A 20,559-nucleotide genomic window follows, 5' to 3' on the forward strand; every position below is an offset into this window, starting at 1 on the left:
CCCCAAAGTAATCCGTTGCTGGATCTTACTGACCCACTCCAAACCCAGATTTACCAAAACCTTCCAATGGATCCCATTACATCAATCCGGATACTACCAGTAACAACGCCGCCGCTGATGTGCAAAGCATCGCGATCAGCTCAATAAAAAGTGATTTTTTAACCCCGTACTTCAGCGCCATTCGCTGATACAAATGCTGTCGATGCGCCTCCCACCAGCGCTCCCCTTTCAGCACCCGCCCCACGAGGGTCGCAGTGGCATCCAGCCAAAATGGCGAAAATATCAACAGCGGAACCAGCGGACTGAAAATCCCCTGCTGCCAGCCAGTGATACCAACGGCAAAAACACCAAGCCCGATAACCGTTGAGCCAGCATCCCCCAGGAAAATACGCGCCTGAGGCCAATTGTAGTACAGGAATACAAGTGTACTGGCGGCAACCAGAAAACAGATTCCGGCCAGTGCAGCAGCCCCCTGCAGCACACAGATGGCTCCCAGGGTGGCAAACCCGATTCCGGTCATGCTGCCGGCAAAGCCGTCCATACCATCCATAAAGTTGTAGAGGTTTACCACCCAGACACCGGCAACAATCAATACCGGCCACAACAACCAGTGCGAAAACTCCGGAGCCATTGAATAAAGCAGCAACGAAACGGACAAAATCTGAACAGAAAAGCGAAGTCTAGCACTCACTGAGCGCAGGTCATCCACCAGGGAAACCGCCAGCAACATAAGAAAAGCAATTAGAGTGCCAATGGATAGCGGCACCTGGCTCACTATCACGCCGGAAAATACGCCTACCAGCACGGCCCAACCACCGGTTCTGGGAACGGGAGTATCGTGCAGAGAGCGATGGTTAGGGACGTCCAGAGCCAACTGGCACAGCCGAAACAGTAGCAACCGCAGCACAATCAGCGTAACTGCAATACCTGTTGCCACCGGTAACCACCAATGCATGATACCCCCCATCAAAGCCCCCGCAGGAATTGACCATAGCGTCTCTTCGGCTGCCAATTGAGCAATGACTTCAGCCGCCCAGCACTATAAAGCTCGCTCCTCTCCACCTCAAGCACGCCTGCCTTTATTCCCACCAGTGACAACAACTTAAAAGGAAACAGCAATATTTTACCAAGTAGGCGACTGTTTTTTATACAGACCCCGCTGGCCGCACTACCGATCAGGCTCAGGTTGTAGTAGCCGGGTTCCGCAGCAATAAACGTTTCTCCATCGCGGTGCCCACCTTCAATCAAAATAATGGCTGACAGCAGATCTTCGAGCGCCACGAAACTGCGGTAGCCCGTTGCCGGCAGCCACGGCAGCAACCGCCCCCAGCGTGTCAGTCGGCGCTTCCATAAAAATGCCCGCTTGCCGCTCGGCGCCGGAGAGGCATCCTGAGTATCCTCCCCCGGAGAACCTTTGCCAACTTTGCCTTCAACCGCACCGCCTTCCGGCAGGTAATCACCGTAAACTGCCGCTGGCCTTAAAATATTCACCCGACAGGGGTATTCAGCCGATAGCAACCGCTGCTCAGCACGCCACTTGCTTTGCCCATAGGAATCCAGTGCGGGGATACCATCATTTTCCCCCGCAACAAGCCCGCTCGGGGGACTCAGCGCTTTGACACTGGAGAGATACAGAAAGCTTTCAGCTCCAGCCGCGGCAGCAATCGGAAGAAGTGCCACTGGCAAGTCACAATTCAGGGCCTCAGCCTGCGCAGGATTTTTTCTGCACGCGCGAATTGAAGAGATACCTGCCGCATAGACAACCCGGTCTCCAGCCTGGAAAGCTTGCGTAAAAGCGGGCCCTTGAAATTGCCCGATCTGCAGGTGCTGGCAGCCTTCGGGCCCTGCCAGTCGGCGAGAAATGGAAAGCACGGATTCACCTCGCTGCACCAGATACCGGCACAACGCAGAACCGATATACCCGGAACTACCTATAATCACCCACCGCATACCGCGAACAATATTCCTCTAAACTTTGACCCGGTCGACATTGAACGCTCGCCCCGGAGCTACTAACAGAACTGCTCTCAGGGCTACTATCCGAACCACTAAAAAAACAGCGCCCTAAGGCGCTGTTTCGATATTCTGGTTACAACTGGATCCGATCTTTGTTCTTCTCCAGTGTTGCAACCCCTATCCCCTTGATCTCCAGCAGCTGTTCAATACTGGAGAAATTTCCATTCTGCTCCCGGTACTGCACGATCAGCTCGGCCCTGGCTGGCCCTACGCCTTCCAGCGCTTCCGATAGCTCCTCAGCCGAAGCGGTATTCAGGTTGACCAGCTGCAGCTGCGCCTCTGCGACCTGATCTTCCGCGGCCGCCAGTTGCACATTGGTCAACAGCAGCGAAATTGCGAATACAGCGGCAAGAAGAGTTCGAATATGTTTCATTGCAAAATCCTTTTTGTTTGTTTTGGTCTTCACTCCATGGGACCACAAACCTCCCCAAGCGCCATCGACTTTACCAGTTCTTCCGAAATTTTTAAGCCTTTGGCCATTACACACTATTACAGCACTGACGCCACCAGGCTATATGGTGCGCAGGTTCTACACCAGCGTCTCAACTAGCGTGATTCAGGATGTCATCGACAATGGCCTTGAGCGCCTCAGCGGGCTTCTCTGCTCCGGTAATCGGGCGGCCAATTACCAGATAGTCGGAGCCATTTTTCAGGGCATCTACCGGGGTCACGATTCTCCGCTGATCACCCGCTGCCGCACCAACCGGGCGAATTCCCGGAGTTACCAGCGCAAACTCACTGCCGCATGCCTGCTTGAGCGTTTCCGCCTCCTGCGCCGAACAGACAACACCGTCCAGGCCACTATTTTTTGCCAGCTGCGCTAGCGCTATTACCTGCTCTTTCAGCGGGCGATTCACCCCAACCGGTGCCAGCTCATCCTCTGCAGTACTGGTCAGAACCGTCACCCCAATCAGCAGCGGACGCTTATCCCCGAGCGGGGCCAGCACATCTGCCGCCGCCCGCATCATCCGCTCTCCTCCACTGGCATGCACATTCACCATCCAGACACCCAGGCTTGCCGCAGCCTTTACCGCCGCCGCCACGGTATTCGGGATATCGTGAAACTTCAGATCCAGAAACACCTCAAATCCGTCCGCAACCAACCGGCGAACCAGGTCCGGCCCCGCGATCGTAAACAGCTCCTTACCTACTTTTACCCGGCAAACCGCCGGGTCCAGCTGGGCTGCCATCGCGAGTGCAGCTTCGGCACTATCGTAGTCCAGCGCCACAATTACCGGAGAGAGAACGGAGTCAGTCAAGGAACACCTCAAGTATCAGAATGGATGAAACGGGCTTGCGGCAGGACCGGGGCTTACTCGCCCTCAATACCTTTTACCGAGCGCACACTGTCCCAACGCTTGCAGCTGGGGCACAGCCAATGGAGTTGATTGCCGGAAAAACCGCAATTGTTGCAGCGGTAATGGGGACGGCTGGCAATCAGTTGATCGATCAGGTTTTTCAGCAGAAACAGGTTTTCCCTGGCGCGCCCCTGAGTCGTGTCGATATGCAAGTTTAGGAAATGCCCAAGCCCCCGCAGCGACGGTCGCAACGCAAGCTGCTTGCCTAAAAATGCCGCCGCTTCGGCTTCACTCTGCTGCTGGTGAATACGCTCGGTCAGTGCGATCAATACACTATTGGATGGATGCTCCTTGAGCAGGTTTTCCAGGTAGCGTTCCAGTCCACGCTCGTCACCAACGGCGTCATAGCAGGTGATCAGCAGCTCCAGGATTTCCGGGATGTAATCCGGATTTTGCTTGGGTACCCGCTCGAGCACCTTGATGCCCTCCTGGGGTCGCCCCAGCAGGTATTCGAGCCGCCCAAGCAACAGGTTGGCACGCACCGAGTGACGATCGTAATTGAGCGCAGCATCAATATGCTTGCGCGCACTCAGGTAATCCTTGCCGTTAATGGCTTCTTCCGCCAGCTCGCAGCAGAAGTGTGCCTGCACTGGCGCCCACTCCCCTGGCAGACGTTTGAAACGGCGCCCGTGTAGCAGGTTGACCGCATGAATGGCCTTGGCCCACTCGCGCTCATCCCGGTATACCTCAACCAGGTACTCCAGGCTGGTACTGCGCAGCTCGGAAGACGTTTCCACCAGCTCCTGCAGCAGGCGCTCTGCCCGGTCCAACCAACCGGCGGCAATATAATCCCGCGCCAGCTCCAGTTGCGCTTTCTGCTGACTGATCCGGTTAAGACTTGGGCGCGCCAGAAGGTTCTGATGGACGCGAATGGCCTGGTCGTGCTCTCCCCGCTTGCGCAGCAGGTTGCCGAGCGCCAGGTGCGTGTCAAAGGTCGCGCTGCTGACTTCCAGCGCATCAATAAATTTTTCGATGGCGTCATTGTGACGCTCACTGAGGAGATAATTAAGGCCCTGCGCATAGGACTGCGCCAGCGCCTGGTGCTGATTGTTTTTGGCACCTTTCTTTTTGCCGCTCTTGCGCCCCAGGTACCAACCTATGGCAATAGCCGCAAAAATGAAGAAAAAAAACGTCAGGTCGCTCAACTCAGTCTCCGGCCACCTGACGGCGCACAGTCTGCAGCTCGCGTTCGGTACGCAGCAACTGTCGCTCCAGCCCTTTGACCCTGTGGCGCTCGGTGTAATATGGCAGCAGACTGGCAAGGAACCCCAGTAGCGCGCCAATCAGTAAAAAGCCGATCAGCCAAAAGCCCACACTACCCGGAAACAGTGCATACCCGGCAAATCTCGGGGTAATACTTTCAGGGTTATCCACGGCGAAATAAACACCCAGTGCCAAGCACACCAGGGCCAGCACCCCGAACAGCAGTCGCGATATCCAGCGCAGAAAAGACAAGTAAACCTCCGGTCCCGGAAGGGGTGAAAATCAATAAGTCCGTTACAGTGTTAGCCCACGGCAATCAGCTCGGCAATCACGCACTCTCCAGCGCATCCCGTTTCAACTGCTGATTTACCCTATCCCTGAGCTCTTTTCCCGGCTTGAAGTGCGGCACGTATTTGCCGGCCAGCTCCACGGAGTCACCGGTTTTGGGGTTGCGCCCCGTTCTCGGCGCGCGGTAGTGCAGAGAAAAACTGCCAAAACCGCGAATTTCTATTCGCTCGCCCTCAGCCAGTACACCAGACATGGTGTCCAGCATGACTTTGACCGCCAGCTCTACATCCTTTACCGGCAGCTGATCCAACCTCAGAGCAATCTTCTCGATCAGTTCAGACTTGGTCATGCGCCCCCGCAATCCTATCTAAGTCATTGATTATTCTAGAATAGCGGCAATCATCTACTAGAAAGCCGGACTGAGCAACCCCAGTCCGGCTTTCGAATAGCCTCAGATCATCGATCCGAGGCTTTTGATAACAGAAGATTATTAATCTTTGTTATTCATTTGCGCCTTGATCAGGTCACCGATAGTCGCCGGCTGAACCTGTTCAGCTTGCTTCTTGCTGTGATCCTTGATGGCTTGCTTCTCATCGTCCTGATCTTTGGCTTTGATGGAGAGGCTGATCACGCGGTTCTTGCGATCCACGCTGGTGATCTTGGTCTCTACTTCTTCGCCTTCTTTCAGGGCGTTGCGAGCATCTTCAACCTTGTCGCGGCTGATTTCGGAAGCGCGCAGTACGCCTTCGACTTCGTCCGCCAGGGTGATGATCGCCTGCTTGGCGTCAACTTCTTTGATGGTACCCATTACGATGCTGCCGCGATCGTTGGTGGCTACGTAATCAGAGAACGGATCGGATTCCAGCTGCTTGATACCCAGGGAGATACGCTCGCGGTCGGAGTCGATACCCAGGATAACGGTTTCCAGCTCGTCACCTTTCTTGAACTTACGCACGGCGTCTTCGCCAGCTTCGTTCCAGGAGATGTCGGACAGGTGAACCAGACCGTCGATGCTGCCGTCCAGACCGATGAAGATACCGAAGTCGGTGATGGACTTGATCTTACCGGAGATCTTGTCGCCTTTAGCGAATTTACGCGCGAAGGCATCCCACGGGTTTTCCTGGCACTGCTTGATACCCAGGGAGATACGACGACGCTCTTCGTCGATATCCAGAATCATTACCTCGACCTCGTCGCCAACATTGACAACTTTGGACGGGTGAATGTTCTTGTTGGTCCAATCCATTTCGGAAACGTGTACCAGACCTTCCACACCTTCTTCCAGCTCGGCGAAGCAGCCGTAGTCGGTCAGGTTGGTTACAACCGCTTTCACGCGGCTGTTTTCCGGGTAACGCTGCTTGATGGATACCCAAGGATCTTCGCCCAGTTGCTTCAGGCCCAGGGATACACGGCTGCGCTCGCGGTCGAACTTCAGGACTTTTACGTCGATCTCGTCGCCAACATTCACGATCTCGCTCGGGTGCTTGATGCGCTTCCAAGCCATGTCGGTGATGTGCAGCAGGCCGTCGATACCGCCCAGATCTACGAAAGCACCGTAGTCGGTCAGGTTCTTCACGATACCTTTGATCGCCATGCCTTCTTGCAGGCTGGCCAGCAGTGCTTCACGCTCTTCGCTGTTGGCTGCTTCCATCACGGCGCGACGGGAAACAACAACGTTGTTGCGCTTGGCGTCCAGCTTGATCACTTTAAAGTCGAGCTCTTTGCCTTCCAGGTGCGCGGTGTCGCGAACCGGACGTACATCTACCAGAGAGCCAGGCAGGAACGCGCGGATGTTGGCCACGTCAACGGTGAAACCACCCTTAACCTTGCCACTGATAACACCCTTAACCACTTCGTCTGCAGCGTGTGCAGCGTCGAGGATTTTCCAAGCTTCAGCGCGCTTGGCTTTTTCGCGGGACAGACGGGTTTCACCGAAGCCATCTTCTACAGCTTCCAGGGCAACCTGTACTTCGTCGCCGATCTGCAGATCGACTTCGCCTTTTTCGTTTTTGAACTGCTCTGCCGGAATAACACCTTCAGACTTCAGGCCCGCGTGTACGGTTACCCAGTCTTTATCGATGTCGATTACCAGGCCGGTCACGATAGCGCCTGGCGCCATCTCAACACTCTTCAAGCTCTCTTCAAATAACTCAGCAAAGTTCTCGGTCATTACTCATACCTATATGGGTAGGCCCGGCCGCGGATGACTGTATAAGTTAGTCAATCTTCAGCTCAGACCCCGCCGCGCTGCCAGTACGCGGGTTAGATTACGACAGCGGCCGGGCAATTCTGGCTGATCCCGGCCGCTGTCGTTAGAAAACAAATTGTAGGGACTGAATCCCAGGAACCACTTTCTGGAACCTGATTCTCAGTCTGGCTCAACGAATACGTTCATGTACCAGGTCGAGCACTTTTTGCAGAACATCGTCTATGCCGATATCCGTACTGTCCAGCACCACAGCATCTTCTGCAGGTGCCAGTGGGGAGGCTGCGCGGTTCATATCCCGTTCGTCCCGGGCGCGGATGTCCTCCAGCAGGTCGCGGAGGCTAACAGAAACCCCCCGGCCCTGCAACTGATCATAGCGGCGGCGGGCGCGCTCTTCCGCACTGGCAGTGAGAAATACCTTGACCGGTGCGTCAGGAAATACCGTGGTGCCCATATCGCGGCCGTCAGCCACCAGGCCCGGGGCCTGACGAAAGTCCCGCTGGCGCTGTAGCAGTGCCTCGCGCACCGCAGGAACCGCTGCCACCCTGGAGGCCGCCATGCTCACGCGCTCCATACGGATATCCCGGCTCACATCCACACCCTGCAGAACGGCAGCCACCTCACCATTTGCCACCGCAAAACGAATATCCAGGCTTCCGGCAATCTCTGCCAGGCGCGTCTCATCAGAGAGATCCACCTCGCCGTTGAGCGCCGCCAGAGCGGTCAACCGGTAAAGAGCGCCGGAATCCAGCAATTCATACCCGAGGGAATCTGCCAGCAACTTGGCAATAGTGCCCTTGCCGGAGCCACTGGGGCCGTCGATGGTGATTACGGGAGCCTGTTGCGAGTTCAGGTTAGCTGCTTCAGTCATAACTAATCGGTGATACTGCTTACGTTAGTTGTAGGGTGAACAGAGACAGGAAGCGCGCTCAGCGCACTTCCAGCTGCATACCGGCACGATTGGCCAGCTCGGCAAAGTTCGGGAAAGACGTCGCCACATTGGCGCAGTGCAGGATACGGATATCCGCACCCGCGCGCAGCGCCGCCACGGAAAACGACATGGCAATGCGGTGGTCACCGAGGCTATCGACTTCACCGCCACCGAATACCGCGCCCTCACTGGCACCCTTGCCCTGAATGACGATGCCGTCCGGCGTCGGTTCGGCGTTGACTCCGAGAATTTTGAGACCGTCGGCCATAGCCTGGATACGATCACTCTCCTTGACCCTCAGCTCTTCGGCGCCAGTGAGCACCGTCTCGCCTTCGGCACAGGCCGCCGCCACAAAGATGGCCGGAAATTCGTCGATAGCCAGCGGCACCTGGTCTTCCGGAATCTTGATTCCTTTTAATGGTGCGTAGCGCACGCGGATATCCGCCACTGGCTCGCCACCCACTTCGCGCTGATTCTCCAGGGTAATATCCGCTCCCATGGCACGCAGGATATTGATGGCGCCGTCGCGGGTGGGGTTGATACCCACGTGCTGCAACAGCACATCGGATCCGGGGGCAATGGAGGCTGCCACCATAAAGAAAGTCGCCGATGAAATATCCGCAGGCACATCGATATGACAGGCAGACAACTTGCCACCACCAGTGAGGCTGGCGCGAGGGCCGTCGCGCTGCACGTCATAACCAAAGCCCGCCAGCATCCGCTCGGTGTGATCACGGGTGGGCGCCGGCTCGGTGGTACTGGTCTCACCTTCCGCGTAGAGGCCTGCCAACAACACACAGGATTTCACCTGCGCACTGGCCATGGGCAAGGTGTAATCGATGGCTTTCAGTTGCTGGCCACCCTTGATCTTGAGCGGCGGCCGGCCATCCTCACCGGCTTCCACCTGGGCACCCATGTCGCGCAACGGGTTCGCCACCCGATTCATCGGGCGCTTCGACAGGGACTCGTCACCGGTTAACACGGTGTCAAATTTCTGCCCAGCCAGCAGGCCCGCCAACAGGCGCATGGAAGTACCGGAATTGCCCACATACAGGGGCCCAGGAGGTGCCTGCAGGCCGTGCATGCCCACGCCATGAATGGTAACGCGACCATTCACCGGACCCTCGATGACAACCCCCATATCACGAAAAGACTGCAGGGTTGCCAGGGCGTCTTCCCCTTCTAGGAACCCTTCCACCTCGGTAATACCTTCGGCCAGAGAGCCGAGCATGATCGAGCGGTGCGACATGGATTTGTCCCCCGGCACTCGCAGATCGCCATTTACTGCACCGCCCGGCTGGGCAATAAAAATCACTTCCTTCGCTTCCATAGTTTCCGTATACGCTTTTTTGGCCAGCATTTTGGTGAAATGATCCCGCGCCGCCTTGGCCCGGGTAAAAACCCCCATCAGATGTTCGCTGTCGCCGCTGGCAATGGCACTGCGCAGAGAGTCCAGATTGGAGGTATAGAGATCGATGGATTTGAGGATCGCATCGCGATTGGCGAGCATGATGTCCCGCCACATAACCGGGTCACTGGAAGCGATACGGGTAAAATCCCGAAAACCGCCAGCGGCATAGCGAAAAATATTCTCGTTTTCCGCATCGTGGGCCAGGGTATCCACCAGCCCGAATGCAATGACGTGGGGAAGATGACTGGTGGCAGCAAGCACTTCGTCGTGTTCCCCCACCGGCATGGACAGCACTTCCGCGCCCACCGCCCGCCACATGGCCTGTATCCGCTCGGCGTGCTCAGGCGCAGTGTTTTCCAGCGGTGTCAGAATTATGCGATGGGCGATATACAGGTCATCCCGCGCAGCGGTCACACCACTCTGTTCGGAGCCGGCAATAGGATGTCCGGGCACCAGGAAGTCCGGCACCTGCCCCCAGACCCTTTCCGCAGCGGCCACCACACTGCCCTTCACACTGGCGCCATCGGTCACGGTAACGCCCGCAGGAATCCGGTCTTTCAACTGCGCGAACACCGCCTCCACCGTAAGTGTCGGCACCGAGACGAAAATAACATCCCCCGCTTCCAGCTCCGGCAACACCTCAGCAATGTCCGTCACTGCCCTGTCGACCACACCCAGGGCCACCGCCTCTTCACAGGTCTGGGCCCGACGCGCCACACCGACCACTTCGCGGCAGCCACTGGCAGCCTTCAGCCCCAGCGCCAGGCTGCCACCAATCAGGCCTATACCGACGACCACCAGACGCCCAAGGACGGGCTTTTCGGCTTCCTGCCCGACACTCGACATTTACAGCACTCCGCGCGGGTAGGAACCCAGCACCTTCATATCGGATGCTCCGGCACCCACCTCTTTCAGCGCCGCCGCCACATTGTCACTGTCACGGTGACCGACGAAATCGATAAAGAACACGTAAGTCCAGTTACCGGACTGCGCGGGGCGGGTTTCCACCCGCGTGAGATCAATGCTGTGACGCTGGAAAGGCACCAACAGATCGTGCAGCGCACCCGGCTCGTTGCGCATGGAAACCATCAGCGAGGTTTTGTCATCACCACTGGCTGGCACCGCCTGGGAGCCGATAATCAGGAAGCGGGTAGAGTTGTCCGGACGATCCTCAATCTTTTCATTCAGGATTTTGAGACCGTAGAGATCGGCCGCCATATCACCGGCAATGGCCGCCGCATTCCACTCACCTTTGACCCGCTTGGCCGCTTCCGCATTGCTCGCCACCGCCACGCGCTCAACGTTCGGATAATAGGAGTCCAGCCATTTGCGACACTGCGCCAGGCTTTGCGCGTGGGAGTAGATACGGGTAATGGAGTCCTTGCGAGTGATATCGGAAATCATCAGATGCTGGTGGATCCGCAGCTCCACCTCCCCACAGATCTGCAGGTTGGACGTCATAAAATTATCCAGGGTGTGGTTGACCACGCCCTCGGTGGAATTCTCCACCGGCACCACGCCGTAATTGACCGCACCCGCTTCCACTTCCCGAAATACTTCGTCAATGGCTGCCAGCGGCTTGGAAACCGCGGAGTGGCCAAAGTGTTTCAGTGCTGCCTGCTGGGTAAAGGTACCTTCGGGGCCGAGATAAGCCACCTTGATCGGTTCTTCCAATGCCAGGCACGCGGACATAATCTCGCGAAACAGGCGCGCCATTTCTTCATCGGTCAGCGGGCCCGGATTGCGCTCCATGGCCCGACGCAGCACCTGCGCCTCCCGCTCGGGACGGTAGTAGAGCGCATTCTCGCCGTTACTCTTTTTCACTTCTGCCACTTCCAACGCGCAATTGGCACGCTCGGAAATCAGCTTTGCAATATCGCTGTCGATACTGTCGATGCGATCGCGCAGTTCGAGCAGGCGCCCGTCCTGCTTCGGCGTATCTTCAGACATAACTCTCGCCTAAATTTTTAATCAATCAATGAACTTGTGACTCAACCGTTGCGCTGTTCGAAATCCGCCATAAACGCAACCAGTGCTTCCACCGCCTCAACTGGTACCGCGTTGTACAGCGAGGCACGCATGCCACCCACGGAACGATGCCCTTTCAGGTTCAGTAACCCGGCCTCTTCCGACTCTTTGAGGAACTTCTTGTCCAACCCCTCATCGGCGAGCACAAATGGCACATTCATGCGTGAGCGGCTTTCTTTCGCAACCGGGCTGGAGAAAAAGCTGCTGCCATCAAGAAAATCGTACAGCAGCTGGGATTTTTTCAGGCTCAACTCCGCCATGGCGGCAACACCGCCTTGCGCCTTCAGCCATTTGAATACCAGACCAGACAGATACCAGGCAAAGGTTGGCGGCGTGTTATCCATGGAGCCGCCATCCGCCGCGATTTTCCAGTTCAGGCTGCGGGGAATTTCCGGCAGAGCACGATCCAGCAGGTCATCACGCAGAATGCCCACCGCGATACCGGAAGGGCCAATATTTTTCTGCGCGCCAGCATAGATAAAACCGAATTTTTCCACCGGGATTGGCTGCGACAGAATGGTGGACGACATATCCGCAATCAGCGGGCTCTCCACTTCCGGGATGTACGGGAATTCCACACCACCGATGGTCTCATTGGGTGTGTAGTGGAAATACGCCGCATCGCGACTCTCTTCCCAGCTATCCGCTGCTGGCGCATAGGAAAAATTGCGATCTTCCGAGGAAGCAACGATGTTTACCTCACCATAGCGACGCGCCTCTTTAATCGCCTTATCGGCCCACTGACCGGTGTGGATATAGTCTGCTTTTTTGCTACCGGCACCGAACAGGTTCCAGGGCACTGCACTGAACTGCGCAGTAGCACCACCCTGCAGGAACAACACCTTGTAGTTGTCCGGGATACTTAGCAGGTCGCGCAGATCCTGCTCCGCAGCCTCGGCCACAGCCGTGTATTCCGGCGATCGGTGACTGACCTCCATCACAGAGCAACCCAGCCCCTGCCAGTCCAGCAACTCTTCCTGCGCCTGCTGCAATACCGGCTCCGGCAACGCCGCAGGACCCGCACAGAAATTAAACTTCCTCATTGATTCACTTCCACAGAAGAAAACAGACTTGAATTAAATTTTCGGGAATTCGGTAAAACCGAAAGCCAGCCACCACAAATACCCTTCGGGCTATTACAGGCCTTTCGGCGACCAACAGCCCCGGCCAGCAAAGTCAAAAAAGGCCGCGAGTTATCGCAGCCTTTTTCGAGTTACAACAGGTCAGGAACTACTCCTCAGCTCCGGCACCGCCGTCACTTTCAGCCTCACCTTCCCCCAGCGCTTCCGCATTGGGATCTTCGGTTTCCTGAATACGCGCCAGACCCACAAGGCTTTCACCGTCTTTCAGGCGGATCACCCGCACACCCTGGGTGTTACGGCCGAGCACAGAGACTTCATCCACCCGGGTACGCACCAGAGTACCCTGGTCGGAAATCAACATGATTTCCTCGCCCGGGTGCACCTGGCAGGAGCCAATCAGGGCACCGTTGCGCTCACTCTCAGCGATCGCAATTACACCCTGAGTGCCTCGGCCTTTGGTCGGGAAGTCGGCCGTTGCGGTGCGCTTACCGTAACCATTTTCGGTAACCATCATCACCGAGCCACCCTCTTCCGGGATCACCATGGCGATGACGTGAACGCCCTCGGCCATGCGGATACCGCGCACACCGCGGGAAACACGGCCCATGGAACGCACATTTTCTTCCGCAAAACGGGCTGCCTTACCGGCACTGGTCAGCAGCAGCACGTCCTGCTTGCCATCGGTAATTGCGGTGGCAACAAGACGGTCGGTTTCTTCCAGCTCAATAGCCCGCAGACCAACGCTGCGCGGACGGGAGAATGCCGTCAGCGGGGTTTTCTTCACGGTACCGTTGGCGGTGGCGAAGAAAATAAAGTGGTCTTCATCGTATTCAGAGACCGGCATCAGGCTACTGATGCGCTCACCCTCTTCCAGCGGCAGCATATTCACCATCGGGCGACCGCGGGATGCGCGGCCGGCGGTGGGCACTTCATACACTTTCAGCCAGTACACCTTACCGTGGTTAGAGAAACACAGAATGGTGTCGTGGGAATTGGCAATCAGCAGGTGCTCGACGAAGTCTTCGTCTTTTACCTGGGTCGCGGACTTACCCATACCGCCGCGGCGCTGGGCCTGGTAGTCCGCCAGCGGCTGGCTCTTGGCATAGCCACCATGGGAAATGGTCACCACCTTGTCTTCCGGGGTGATCAGGTCTTCGACGGACAGGTCCTGACGGGAAGCAACGATTTCGGTGCGGCGCTCATCGCCGTACTCTTTTTCCAGCAGTTCCAGCTCTTCGCGGATCACCGCCATCAGGCGCTCCGGGCTGCCGAGAATTTCCAGGTATTCGGCAATCTGTTCCAGGCGCTCACTGTATTCCGCCAGCAGCTTGTCGTGCTCCATACCGGTCAGGCGGTGCAGGCGCAGCTCGAGAATAGCCTGAGCCTGGGCCGGAGACAGGTAGTAGGCGCCGTCGCGCATACCAAATTCTTTCGGCAGGTCGTCCGGGCGGCAGGCGTCGGCACCGGCGCGCTCCAGGAACTGCTCGACCTCACCCACCGGCCAACCTTTGGCCAGCAGTGCTTCGCGGGCCTCTGCCGGGGTGGCGGAAGCTTTGATCAGCTCGATGACCGGGTCGATATTGGAGATGGCAATCGCCAGACCTTCCAGAATATGACCACGCTCGCGCGCCTTGCGCAGCAGGTAAACGGTACGGCGGGTCACCACTTCCTGGCGATGGCGAATGAAGTATTCCAGCAGCTGCTTGAGGTTCAGCAGCTTGGGCTGGCCGTCCACCAGCGCCACCATGTTGATACCGAACACGCTTTCCAGCTGGGTCTGGGAATAGAGGTTGTTCAGAACCACATCGCCCAGCTCACCGCGCTTCAGCTCGATCACCACGCGCAGGCCGTCTTTGTCGGACTCATCGCGCAGCTCGGAAATACCTTCGATCTTCTTCTCTTTTACCAGCTCAGCAATACGCTCGATCAAGCGAGCCTTGTTCAGCTGGTAGGGAATCTCGTGAATGATGATGGTTTCGCGATTGGTCTTGTCATCGCGCACCACTTCTGCCTTGGCACGAATATAGATACGCCCACGACCGGTGCGGTAAGCCATCAGAATCCCGGCGCGACCATTGATGATGGCGCCCGTGGGGAAATCCGGACCCGGGATATAGTCCATCAGTTCATCGATGGTCAGTTCGCTGTTATCGATCAGCGCCAGGCAACCTTTCACCACCTCACTCATATTGTGCGGCGGGATATTGGTGGCCATACCTACGGCAATACCGGAAGAACCGTTCACCAGCAGGTTGGGCACCCGCGATGGCAACACTTCCGGCATTTGCTCGGAGCCGTCGTAGTTGTCGATGAAGTTGACGGTTTCTTTATCCAGATCCGACAGCAGCTCGTGAGCGAGCTTGTCCATACGGATCTCGGTGTAACGCATGGCCGCCGCACTGTCGCCATCGATAGAACCGAAGTTACCCTGACCATCAACCAGCATGTAACGCAGGGAGAACGGCTGCGCCATACGCACGATGGTGTCGTACACCGCACTATCGCCGTGCGGATGGTATTTACCGATTACGTCACCCACCACACGGGCGGACTTTTTATACGGCTTGTTCCAGTCGTTCTTGAGTTCGTTCATAGCGAAGAGAACACGCCGGTGTACCGGCTTGAGGCCGTCGCGCACATCCGGCAACGCACGGCCCACAATCACGCTCATCGCATAGTCGAGGTAGGACTGCTTCAGCTCTTCTTCGATATTGATCGGAGAAATTTCTTTGGCTAATTCGCCCATATTTTCAGGCATTCCTTATCGTTAACGCCGCCAGCAGGGCTGGCCCCCTCGGCACCCGACACCGTGCCTCGCAAAAGGAGCACACACGGCAACAGGCTGGGAATCAGGTGGGGCCAGCTGGTCACGGACCCCGATCAAGCGGGCGATTCTACCACAATTGACGCGCAGAAGGACGACTTGTGCAGACTTGTTCACGCTCGCGACCACCGCTAAAGTCTGCGGCTTTCCACCGGAACAAAAATCGAGCAATGAACAGCGCAAACGCCCGCCCCCAAACCGAAAAAACGAACAAAAAACAGCCTATCGATACTCTGATTCACGCCCGCTGGATCATTCCGGTAGTGCCGGAAAAGCGTGTGTACGAAAATTGCTCACTGGCCATCAAGGACGGCATCATCACCGCCATCCTGCCCAGCACCGAAGCCCGCAACCGCTTCGACGCAAAAGAAGAACACCAGCTCGGGGATCAGCTGCTGATTCCCGGGCTCATCAACACCCACAACCACGCCGCCATGAGCCTGCTGCGGGGCTTTGCCGACGACCACCCACTGATGACCTGGCTCGAAAAGCATATCTGGCCCGCTGAGCAACAGTGGGTCGGCCAGGAATTTGTCACCGACGGCACCCGCCTGGCCATGGCCGAAATGCTGCGAAGTGGCACCACCACCTTCTCCGACCAGTACTTCTTCCCCGAAGCCACCGCCAGCGCCGCGCGCGAAGCCGGCATGCGCGCCCAGATCGCCTTCCCGATCATCGACTTCCCCAACGCCTGGTCCAGAAACGGTGACGACGCCCTCGAAAAAGGCCTCGCCCTGCGGGACGACTACCGATCCCACAGCCGTATCGGTCTCGCCTTCGCCCCCCACGCCCCCTACACCGTGGGCGACGAAACCCTGAAAAAAATCGCCATCTATGCCGATGAACTGGGCATGGCTGTACAAATGCACCTGCACGAAACAGCGGGCGAAGTCGAAAAAGCCCTGGCCGAAACCGGCCTGCGTCCCACCGAAAGACTGCACAACCTCGGCTTGCTCTCGCCCCAGTTTCTCGGTGTGCACATGACAGCTCTCAACGACGCCGACATAGCGCTCATCCAGAAAACCGGCGCCCACATCAGTCACTGCCCCCGCTCCAACCTCAAACTCGCCTCCGGCTTCAGCCCGGTCGCCAAACTGCTGGATGCCGGCATCAATGTCTCCATCGGCACCGACGGCGCCGCCAGCAACAACGGCCTCGACATGCTGCAGGAAACCAACACCGCCGCCCTCCTCGCCAAAGCCGTCTCCGGCAATGCCGACGCCCTCCCCGCCCATCAGGCCCTCGCCATGGCCACCATCAACGGCGCCCGCGCCCTGGGCATCGACGAGGTCACCGGCAGCCTAGAGGTAGGCAAAGCGGCCGACCTCTGCGCCATTGACCTCAGTGAACTGGAGCAGCAACCGCTGCATGACCCACTGTCGCAGCTGATTTACACCGCCAACGGACACAATGTGCGCAATGTCTGGGTGGCGGGGAAACTATTATTGAAAGACCGCAGACTAATGACCTTGAACGAGGAGGAACTGCGACAACGGGCCGGCCTATGGCGTGATAGAATCGCGGGTCGCTCAAGCTGACCCCTGTTAGCACGCGGAATAAGAATTGAAGGTGGCGATCCCGGTGACTGTTTCCGGGACCGTCTGCGGCCAGGACGGCCGCAGCCGAGCCCCCATGGATGGGTTAACGGCGTGTCCCGGAAACAGTCACCGGGAGCGCCGCCGCCACACAACCCGCTAGTGGCGCTACCAATGCCACAGGAACAGAAAATAAAGAATGATCAACGTAGATCCGGCGGAAATCGCCAAATTTGAACAACTGGCCAGCCGCTGGTGGGACCAACAGGGTGAATTCAAACCCCTGCATGAAATCAACCCCCTGCGCGCCAACTACATCGACCAGCGCGCCCCCGTCGCCGGCAAGAAACTCCTCGACGTCGGCTGTGGCGGCGGCATCCTCACCGAAGCCATGGCGCAGCGTGGTGCCGACGTCACCGGCATCGACCTGGGCGAAGCCCCACTCAACGTCGCCAAACTGCACGCCCTCGAAAGTGGCGTTACCATCGACTACCAGCGCATCCCCGTCGAAGAACTCGCCGAAAAACACTCCGGCAGCTACGACATCGTCACCTGCCTGGAAATGCTCGAACACGTACCCGACCCCGCCTCCGTCATCCGCGCCTGCGCCAAACTGGTCAAGCCCGGCGGTCACGTATTCTTCTCCACCATCAACCGCACCCCCAAAGGCTGGCTGTTCGCGGTAGTGGGCGCCGAATACGTACTGCGTATGCTCCCCAAAGGCACCCACGAATACGGCAAATTCATTCGCCCGTCAGAACTCGGCCGCTGGGTCCGAGAAGCCGAACTGCAAGCCCGCGACATCACCGGCATGACCTACAATCCCCTCACCAAGCAGTACAAACTCAATCCGAGGGACGTAGACGTCAACTACCTGATGCACACCACCCGCCCGGCAGAATAATTTCAGAAGTACCTGGATATGAAAGCTGTACTCTTCGACCTCGACGGCACCCTGTTCGACACCGCCCCCGACTTTGTGGTGGTGCTCAACCAGCTGCGCCAACAGGAACAACTACCGCCACTGGCCGACGCCACCATCCGTGAAGTCGTCTCCAACGGCGCCCGCGCCATGGTGCACCTCGGATTCGGCCTCGACGAAGGACAGGCCGGCTTCGACGATCTGCGCCAGCGCCTGCTCGATCTTTACCTGATGCATCTGGCTAAACACACAGTGCCTTTCCCCGGCATTGAACTACTGCTCACGCAGCTCTTCGAAAATGGTATTGCCTGGGGCGTCGTCACCAATAAGCCTTCCGCCTACACCATTCCGCTGATGCAGGCGTTTGCCCATCTGCCAACACCCGGCGCCATTGTCTGCCCCGACGACGTTGCCAACCGCAAGCCAGACCCTGAGCCGATTCTGCTCGCCTGCGAGCGCATCGGTTGCAAACCCAGTGAAGCAATTTACGTGGGCGACCACGAGCGCGACATCATGGCCGGCCGCGCGGCGGGCATGCCGACGATTGCCTGTAGCTACGGCTATATCGACAACGGCGACGACCCGGAAAACTGGAACGCGGATCATTTGATTCACCACGCCGAAGAAATCTGGCCGCTGCTACAGAAGCATTACCTGAAATAAACGGACTCGAGAAACGGACTCATCAATGTCTGAAACCATTACCAATTACACCCCCCGTGCCGATCTGCTGAACGACAAAATCATCCTCGTCACCGGTGCCGGTGACGGTATTGGTCGCGTCGCGGCCAAAACCTACGCAGCCCACGGTGCAACCGTCATTTTGCTTGGCCGCACCACCGCAAAACTGGAAGCGGTGTACGACGAGATTGAAGCCGCCGGCGGCGCCAAACCGGCGATTCTGCCGGTGGACCTTTCCGGCGTTCGCTGGGAAGAACTGGAGTATCTCGCGCAGGGCGTGGACCAGGAATTCGGCCGACTCGACGGCCTGCTGCACAATGCCAGTCTGCTGGGACAACGCACGCCCATTGCCAACTATCACTACGCCACCTGGCAACAGGTCATGCAAGTCAACGTGAACGCCGCCTTCGGCCTCACCAAGGCAATGATGCCGCTGCTGGAAGCCTCTCCGGCCAGCTCGGTGATTTTTACCGGCTCTGGCGTTGGCCTGAAAGGACGCGCTTACTGGGGCGCTTATTCAGTATCGAAATTTGCTACCGAAGGACTGATGCAGGTACTGGCAGACGAAGTGGACGGCGTGTCCAACATTCGCGTCAACAGCATCAACCCCGGCGCCACCCGCACCAAAATGCGCGCTACGGCCTACCCGGCGGAAGACCCAAAAACAGTGACCACTCCGGAAGACCTCATGCCCACCTATCTCTATCTGATGGGTGAAGACAGCGTTGGCGTGAATGGTAAACAGTTCAACGCCCAGGGCTGATCACCAGGTCCGGCAATTGCAACCCGCTACGGCGGGTTGCTCCTTTCACTTCATTTCATTCCCCCCCTTCTCCCCAGTTCCCCCCGAGTTAATAGATGTATCGGTGACTTACCGGATCTTATTAGCCGGATGTGGTTAATAACTCCCTGAAATATATGATTAGCGACAGCCGTTCCAGTGGTGCCCCTCAATACGGGGGATTACACTATTTCACCGGCTTGTGTTTGCCGGGACTTTGTCAGGACATGTATCGGTAAACGCGATTCGCTCTTTCTACCGGTACCCTGGAATACCGAAACAACAAGTTCGCGCCGGATCGGCGAGGGGGATATGAATACATTGCTCTCAAACGAACTCGGATCCCTGGCCAGTGAAGCCCGCAACCCGGACACCCAGGACATCGACCTGCTGCCAACGTTGGGCATACTGGAAAAAATCAATGATGCCGACAGCAGCGTTCCCGGTGTGGTGCGGCAATTACTGCCGGAAATCGCCCAGGCCGTGGACGCCGCCGTCACCGCGTTCAAAAGCGGTGGCCGCCTGATTTATATGGGGGCCGGCACCAGTGGCCGTATCGGCCTGCTGGACGCCGTGGAATGCCCTCCCACCTATGGTGTACCGGAAGGTATGGTTATCCCGCTGATTGCCGGGGGAGAAGCCGCCGTGCACCGCGCACAGGAAGGGGCGGAAGACGACCCCGCGTTGGGTGAGGCCGACCTGAAGCGTATCGAACTACAGGGGAAGGATGTCGTGGTCGGTATCGCCGCCAGCGGGCGCACGCCCTATGTCACCGGCGGGTTGCGCTACGCCCGCAGCCTTGGCTGTACCACCGTCGCCCTCGCTTGCAACAAGTCCGCAGCCATCGCCAAAGAAGCCGATATTGCCATCTTGCCCGAAGTGGGCCCCGAGATTCTTACCGGCTCCACCCGAATGAAAGCGGGTACCGCGCAAAAGCTGGTGCTGAACATGATCACCACCGCCAGCATGATCCGCATCGGCAAAAGTTTTTACAACCTGATGGTGGATGTGAAGGCAACCAACCAGAAACTGGTGGATCGCACCCGCCGCATTGTGGTGGAAGCCACGGGTGCCAGCTATGAAGAGGCCGATCGGGTACTGGAGTTGTGTGACCACAACGCCAAGCTGGCCATCATGATGATTTTGAGCGGCCTCGACCGCGCGCCTGCGGAAACAGCTCTCAAGGCTGCCGATGGTTTCTTGCGCCTTGCCCTGCAAAAACTGGACGGCCGTGGCGAGGACACGAACTAGCTCCGGAAGAATCTGCAGGCAAAAAAATACCCGGAAATTCCG

18 protein-coding genes are annotated in these 20,559 nt (G+C 57.6%); 5 read left to right on the forward strand and 13 right to left on the reverse strand.

The window, feature by feature from the left end:
• Positions 1-76: 76 nt before the first annotated feature.
• From M0G74_RS07390 to gyrA, 13 genes are all read right to left on the reverse strand, one after another.
• On the reverse strand, positions 77-1,012 hold the full coding sequence (locus tag M0G74_RS07390; RefSeq protein ID WP_248215841.1) for a glycosyltransferase family 4 protein: 936 nt from the start codon (positions 1,010-1,012) through the stop codon (positions 77-79).
• Positions 967-1,950, reverse strand: a complete 984-nt coding sequence (locus tag M0G74_RS07395; RefSeq protein WP_248215842.1) for an NAD-dependent epimerase/dehydratase family protein — start codon at positions 1,948-1,950, stop codon at positions 967-969. Before M0G74_RS07395 ends, M0G74_RS07390 begins: the two co-directional genes overlap by 46 nt.
• A gap of 139 nt (positions 1,951-2,089) precedes the next feature.
• The gene (locus M0G74_RS07400) at positions 2,090-2,389 is read right to left on the reverse strand and encodes a ComEA family DNA-binding protein (protein WP_248215843.1); all 300 of its coding nucleotides are present in this window, start codon (positions 2,387-2,389) and stop codon (positions 2,090-2,092) included.
• A 169-nt stretch (positions 2,390-2,558) separates the two neighbouring features.
• Entirely contained in the window at positions 2,559-3,275 is a 717-nt protein-coding gene (gene pyrF, locus M0G74_RS07405) for an orotidine-5'-phosphate decarboxylase (RefSeq protein ID WP_248215844.1), read from the reverse strand.
• A 53-nt stretch (positions 3,276-3,328) separates the two neighbouring features.
• On the reverse strand, positions 3,329-4,519 hold the full coding sequence (gene lapB / locus M0G74_RS07410) for a lipopolysaccharide assembly protein LapB (RefSeq protein ID WP_160153289.1): 1,191 nt from the start codon (positions 4,517-4,519) through the stop codon (positions 3,329-3,331).
• A 1-nt stretch (position 4,520) separates the two neighbouring features.
• Complete coding sequence (locus M0G74_RS07415) at positions 4,521-4,829, reverse strand: LapA family protein (protein ID WP_236250323.1); 309 nt, start codon at positions 4,827-4,829, stop codon at positions 4,521-4,523.
• 76 nt (positions 4,830-4,905) lie between these two features.
• Positions 4,906-5,214: an integration host factor subunit beta gene (gene ihfB / locus M0G74_RS07420; RefSeq protein WP_160153288.1), complete on the reverse strand. Its 309-nt coding sequence runs from the start codon at positions 5,212-5,214 to the stop codon at positions 4,906-4,908.
• A gap of 141 nt (positions 5,215-5,355) precedes the next feature.
• Positions 5,356-7,035: a 30S ribosomal protein S1 gene (gene rpsA, locus M0G74_RS07425; protein ID WP_160153287.1), complete on the reverse strand. Its 1,680-nt coding sequence runs from the start codon at positions 7,033-7,035 to the stop codon at positions 5,356-5,358.
• A gap of 208 nt (positions 7,036-7,243) precedes the next feature.
• Entirely contained in the window at positions 7,244-7,942 is a 699-nt protein-coding gene (gene cmk, locus M0G74_RS07430) for a (d)CMP kinase (protein WP_248215845.1), read from the reverse strand.
• Positions 7,943-8,000: 58 nt separating this feature from the next.
• Positions 8,001-10,259 carry a bifunctional prephenate dehydrogenase/3-phosphoshikimate 1-carboxyvinyltransferase gene (locus M0G74_RS07435; RefSeq protein ID WP_248215846.1) on the reverse strand — a complete coding sequence of 753 codons (2,259 nt, stop codon included), beginning with the start codon at positions 10,257-10,259 and terminating at the stop codon, positions 8,001-8,003.
• The gene (gene pheA / locus M0G74_RS07440; protein ID WP_248215847.1) at positions 10,260-11,363 is read right to left on the reverse strand and encodes a prephenate dehydratase; all 1,104 of its coding nucleotides are present in this window, start codon (positions 11,361-11,363) and stop codon (positions 10,260-10,262) included.
• Positions 11,364-11,404: 41 nt separating this feature from the next.
• Positions 11,405-12,484 carry a 3-phosphoserine/phosphohydroxythreonine transaminase gene (gene serC, locus M0G74_RS07445; RefSeq protein WP_248215848.1) on the reverse strand — a complete coding sequence of 360 codons (1,080 nt, stop codon included), beginning with the start codon at positions 12,482-12,484 and terminating at the stop codon, positions 11,405-11,407.
• A 187-nt stretch (positions 12,485-12,671) separates the two neighbouring features.
• On the reverse strand, positions 12,672-15,269 hold the full coding sequence (gyrA, locus tag M0G74_RS07450) for a DNA gyrase subunit A (RefSeq protein ID WP_160153282.1): 2,598 nt from the start codon (positions 15,267-15,269) through the stop codon (positions 12,672-12,674).
• Between the two features lie 248 nt (positions 15,270-15,517).
• Between gyrA and M0G74_RS07455 the strand changes: the two genes are divergently transcribed.
• From M0G74_RS07455 to murQ, 5 genes are all read left to right on the forward strand, one after another.
• A complete protein-coding gene (locus M0G74_RS07455) occupies positions 15,518-16,885 on the forward strand; it encodes a TRZ/ATZ family hydrolase (protein ID WP_248215849.1) in 1,368 nt (455 codons plus the stop codon).
• A gap of 196 nt (positions 16,886-17,081) precedes the next feature.
• Positions 17,082-17,786 carry a bifunctional 2-polyprenyl-6-hydroxyphenol methylase/3-demethylubiquinol 3-O-methyltransferase UbiG gene (ubiG, locus tag M0G74_RS07460; protein WP_248215851.1) on the forward strand — a complete coding sequence of 235 codons (705 nt, stop codon included), beginning with the start codon at positions 17,082-17,084 and terminating at the stop codon, positions 17,784-17,786.
• An 18-nt stretch (positions 17,787-17,804) separates the two neighbouring features.
• Positions 17,805-18,467, forward strand: a complete 663-nt coding sequence (locus M0G74_RS07465) for an HAD-IA family hydrolase (RefSeq protein ID WP_160153279.1) — start codon at positions 17,805-17,807, stop codon at positions 18,465-18,467.
• Between the two features lie 37 nt (positions 18,468-18,504).
• The gene (locus tag M0G74_RS07470) at positions 18,505-19,248 is read left to right on the forward strand and encodes a YciK family oxidoreductase (RefSeq protein WP_348983702.1); all 744 of its coding nucleotides are present in this window, start codon (positions 18,505-18,507) and stop codon (positions 19,246-19,248) included.
• A 330-nt stretch (positions 19,249-19,578) separates the two neighbouring features.
• The gene (murQ, locus tag M0G74_RS07475; RefSeq protein WP_248215854.1) at positions 19,579-20,517 is read left to right on the forward strand and encodes an N-acetylmuramic acid 6-phosphate etherase; all 939 of its coding nucleotides are present in this window, start codon (positions 19,579-19,581) and stop codon (positions 20,515-20,517) included.
• The last annotated feature ends 42 nt before the right edge of the window (positions 20,518-20,559 follow it).

This window comes from Microbulbifer sp. CAU 1566 (genome assembly GCF_023156515.1).
GTDB lineage: Bacteria > Pseudomonadota > Gammaproteobacteria > Pseudomonadales > Cellvibrionaceae > Microbulbifer.

What these genes read in the sequence shown, in the direction of transcription:
- M0G74_RS07465 (WP_160153279.1), top strand. Translation starts at nt 17,805, where the DNA reads ATGAAAGCTGTACTCTTCGACCTCGACGGCACCCTGTTCGACACCGCC.
- M0G74_RS07400 (WP_248215843.1), bottom strand. Translation starts at nt 2,389, where the DNA reads ATGAAACATATTCGAACTCTTCTTGCCGCTGTATTCGCAATTTCGCTG.
- rpsA (WP_160153287.1), bottom strand. Translation starts at nt 7,035, where the DNA reads ATGACCGAGAACTTTGCTGAGTTATTTGAAGAGAGCTTGAAGAGTGTT.
- ubiG (WP_248215851.1), top strand. Translation starts at nt 17,082, where the DNA reads ATGATCAACGTAGATCCGGCGGAAATCGCCAAATTTGAACAACTGGCC.
- ihfB (WP_160153288.1), bottom strand. Translation starts at nt 5,214, where the DNA reads ATGACCAAGTCTGAACTGATCGAGAAGATTGCTCTGAGGTTGGATCAG.
- M0G74_RS07435 (WP_248215846.1), bottom strand. Translation starts at nt 10,259, where the DNA reads ATGTCGAGTGTCGGGCAGGAAGCCGAAAAGCCCGTCCTTGGGCGTCTG.
- serC (WP_248215848.1), bottom strand. Translation starts at nt 12,484, where the DNA reads ATGAGGAAGTTTAATTTCTGTGCGGGTCCTGCGGCGTTGCCGGAGCCG.
- pheA (WP_248215847.1), bottom strand. Translation starts at nt 11,363, where the DNA reads ATGTCTGAAGATACGCCGAAGCAGGACGGGCGCCTGCTCGAACTGCGC.
- murQ (WP_248215854.1), top strand. Translation starts at nt 19,579, where the DNA reads ATGAATACATTGCTCTCAAACGAACTCGGATCCCTGGCCAGTGAAGCC.
- M0G74_RS07455 (WP_248215849.1), top strand. Translation starts at nt 15,518, where the DNA reads ATGAACAGCGCAAACGCCCGCCCCCAAACCGAAAAAACGAACAAAAAA.
- gyrA (WP_160153282.1), bottom strand. Translation starts at nt 15,269, where the DNA reads ATGGGCGAATTAGCCAAAGAAATTTCTCCGATCAATATCGAAGAAGAG.
- cmk (WP_248215845.1), bottom strand. Translation starts at nt 7,942, where the DNA reads ATGACTGAAGCAGCTAACCTGAACTCGCAACAGGCTCCCGTAATCACC.
- M0G74_RS07395 (WP_248215842.1), bottom strand. Translation starts at nt 1,950, where the DNA reads ATGCGGTGGGTGATTATAGGTAGTTCCGGGTATATCGGTTCTGCGTTG.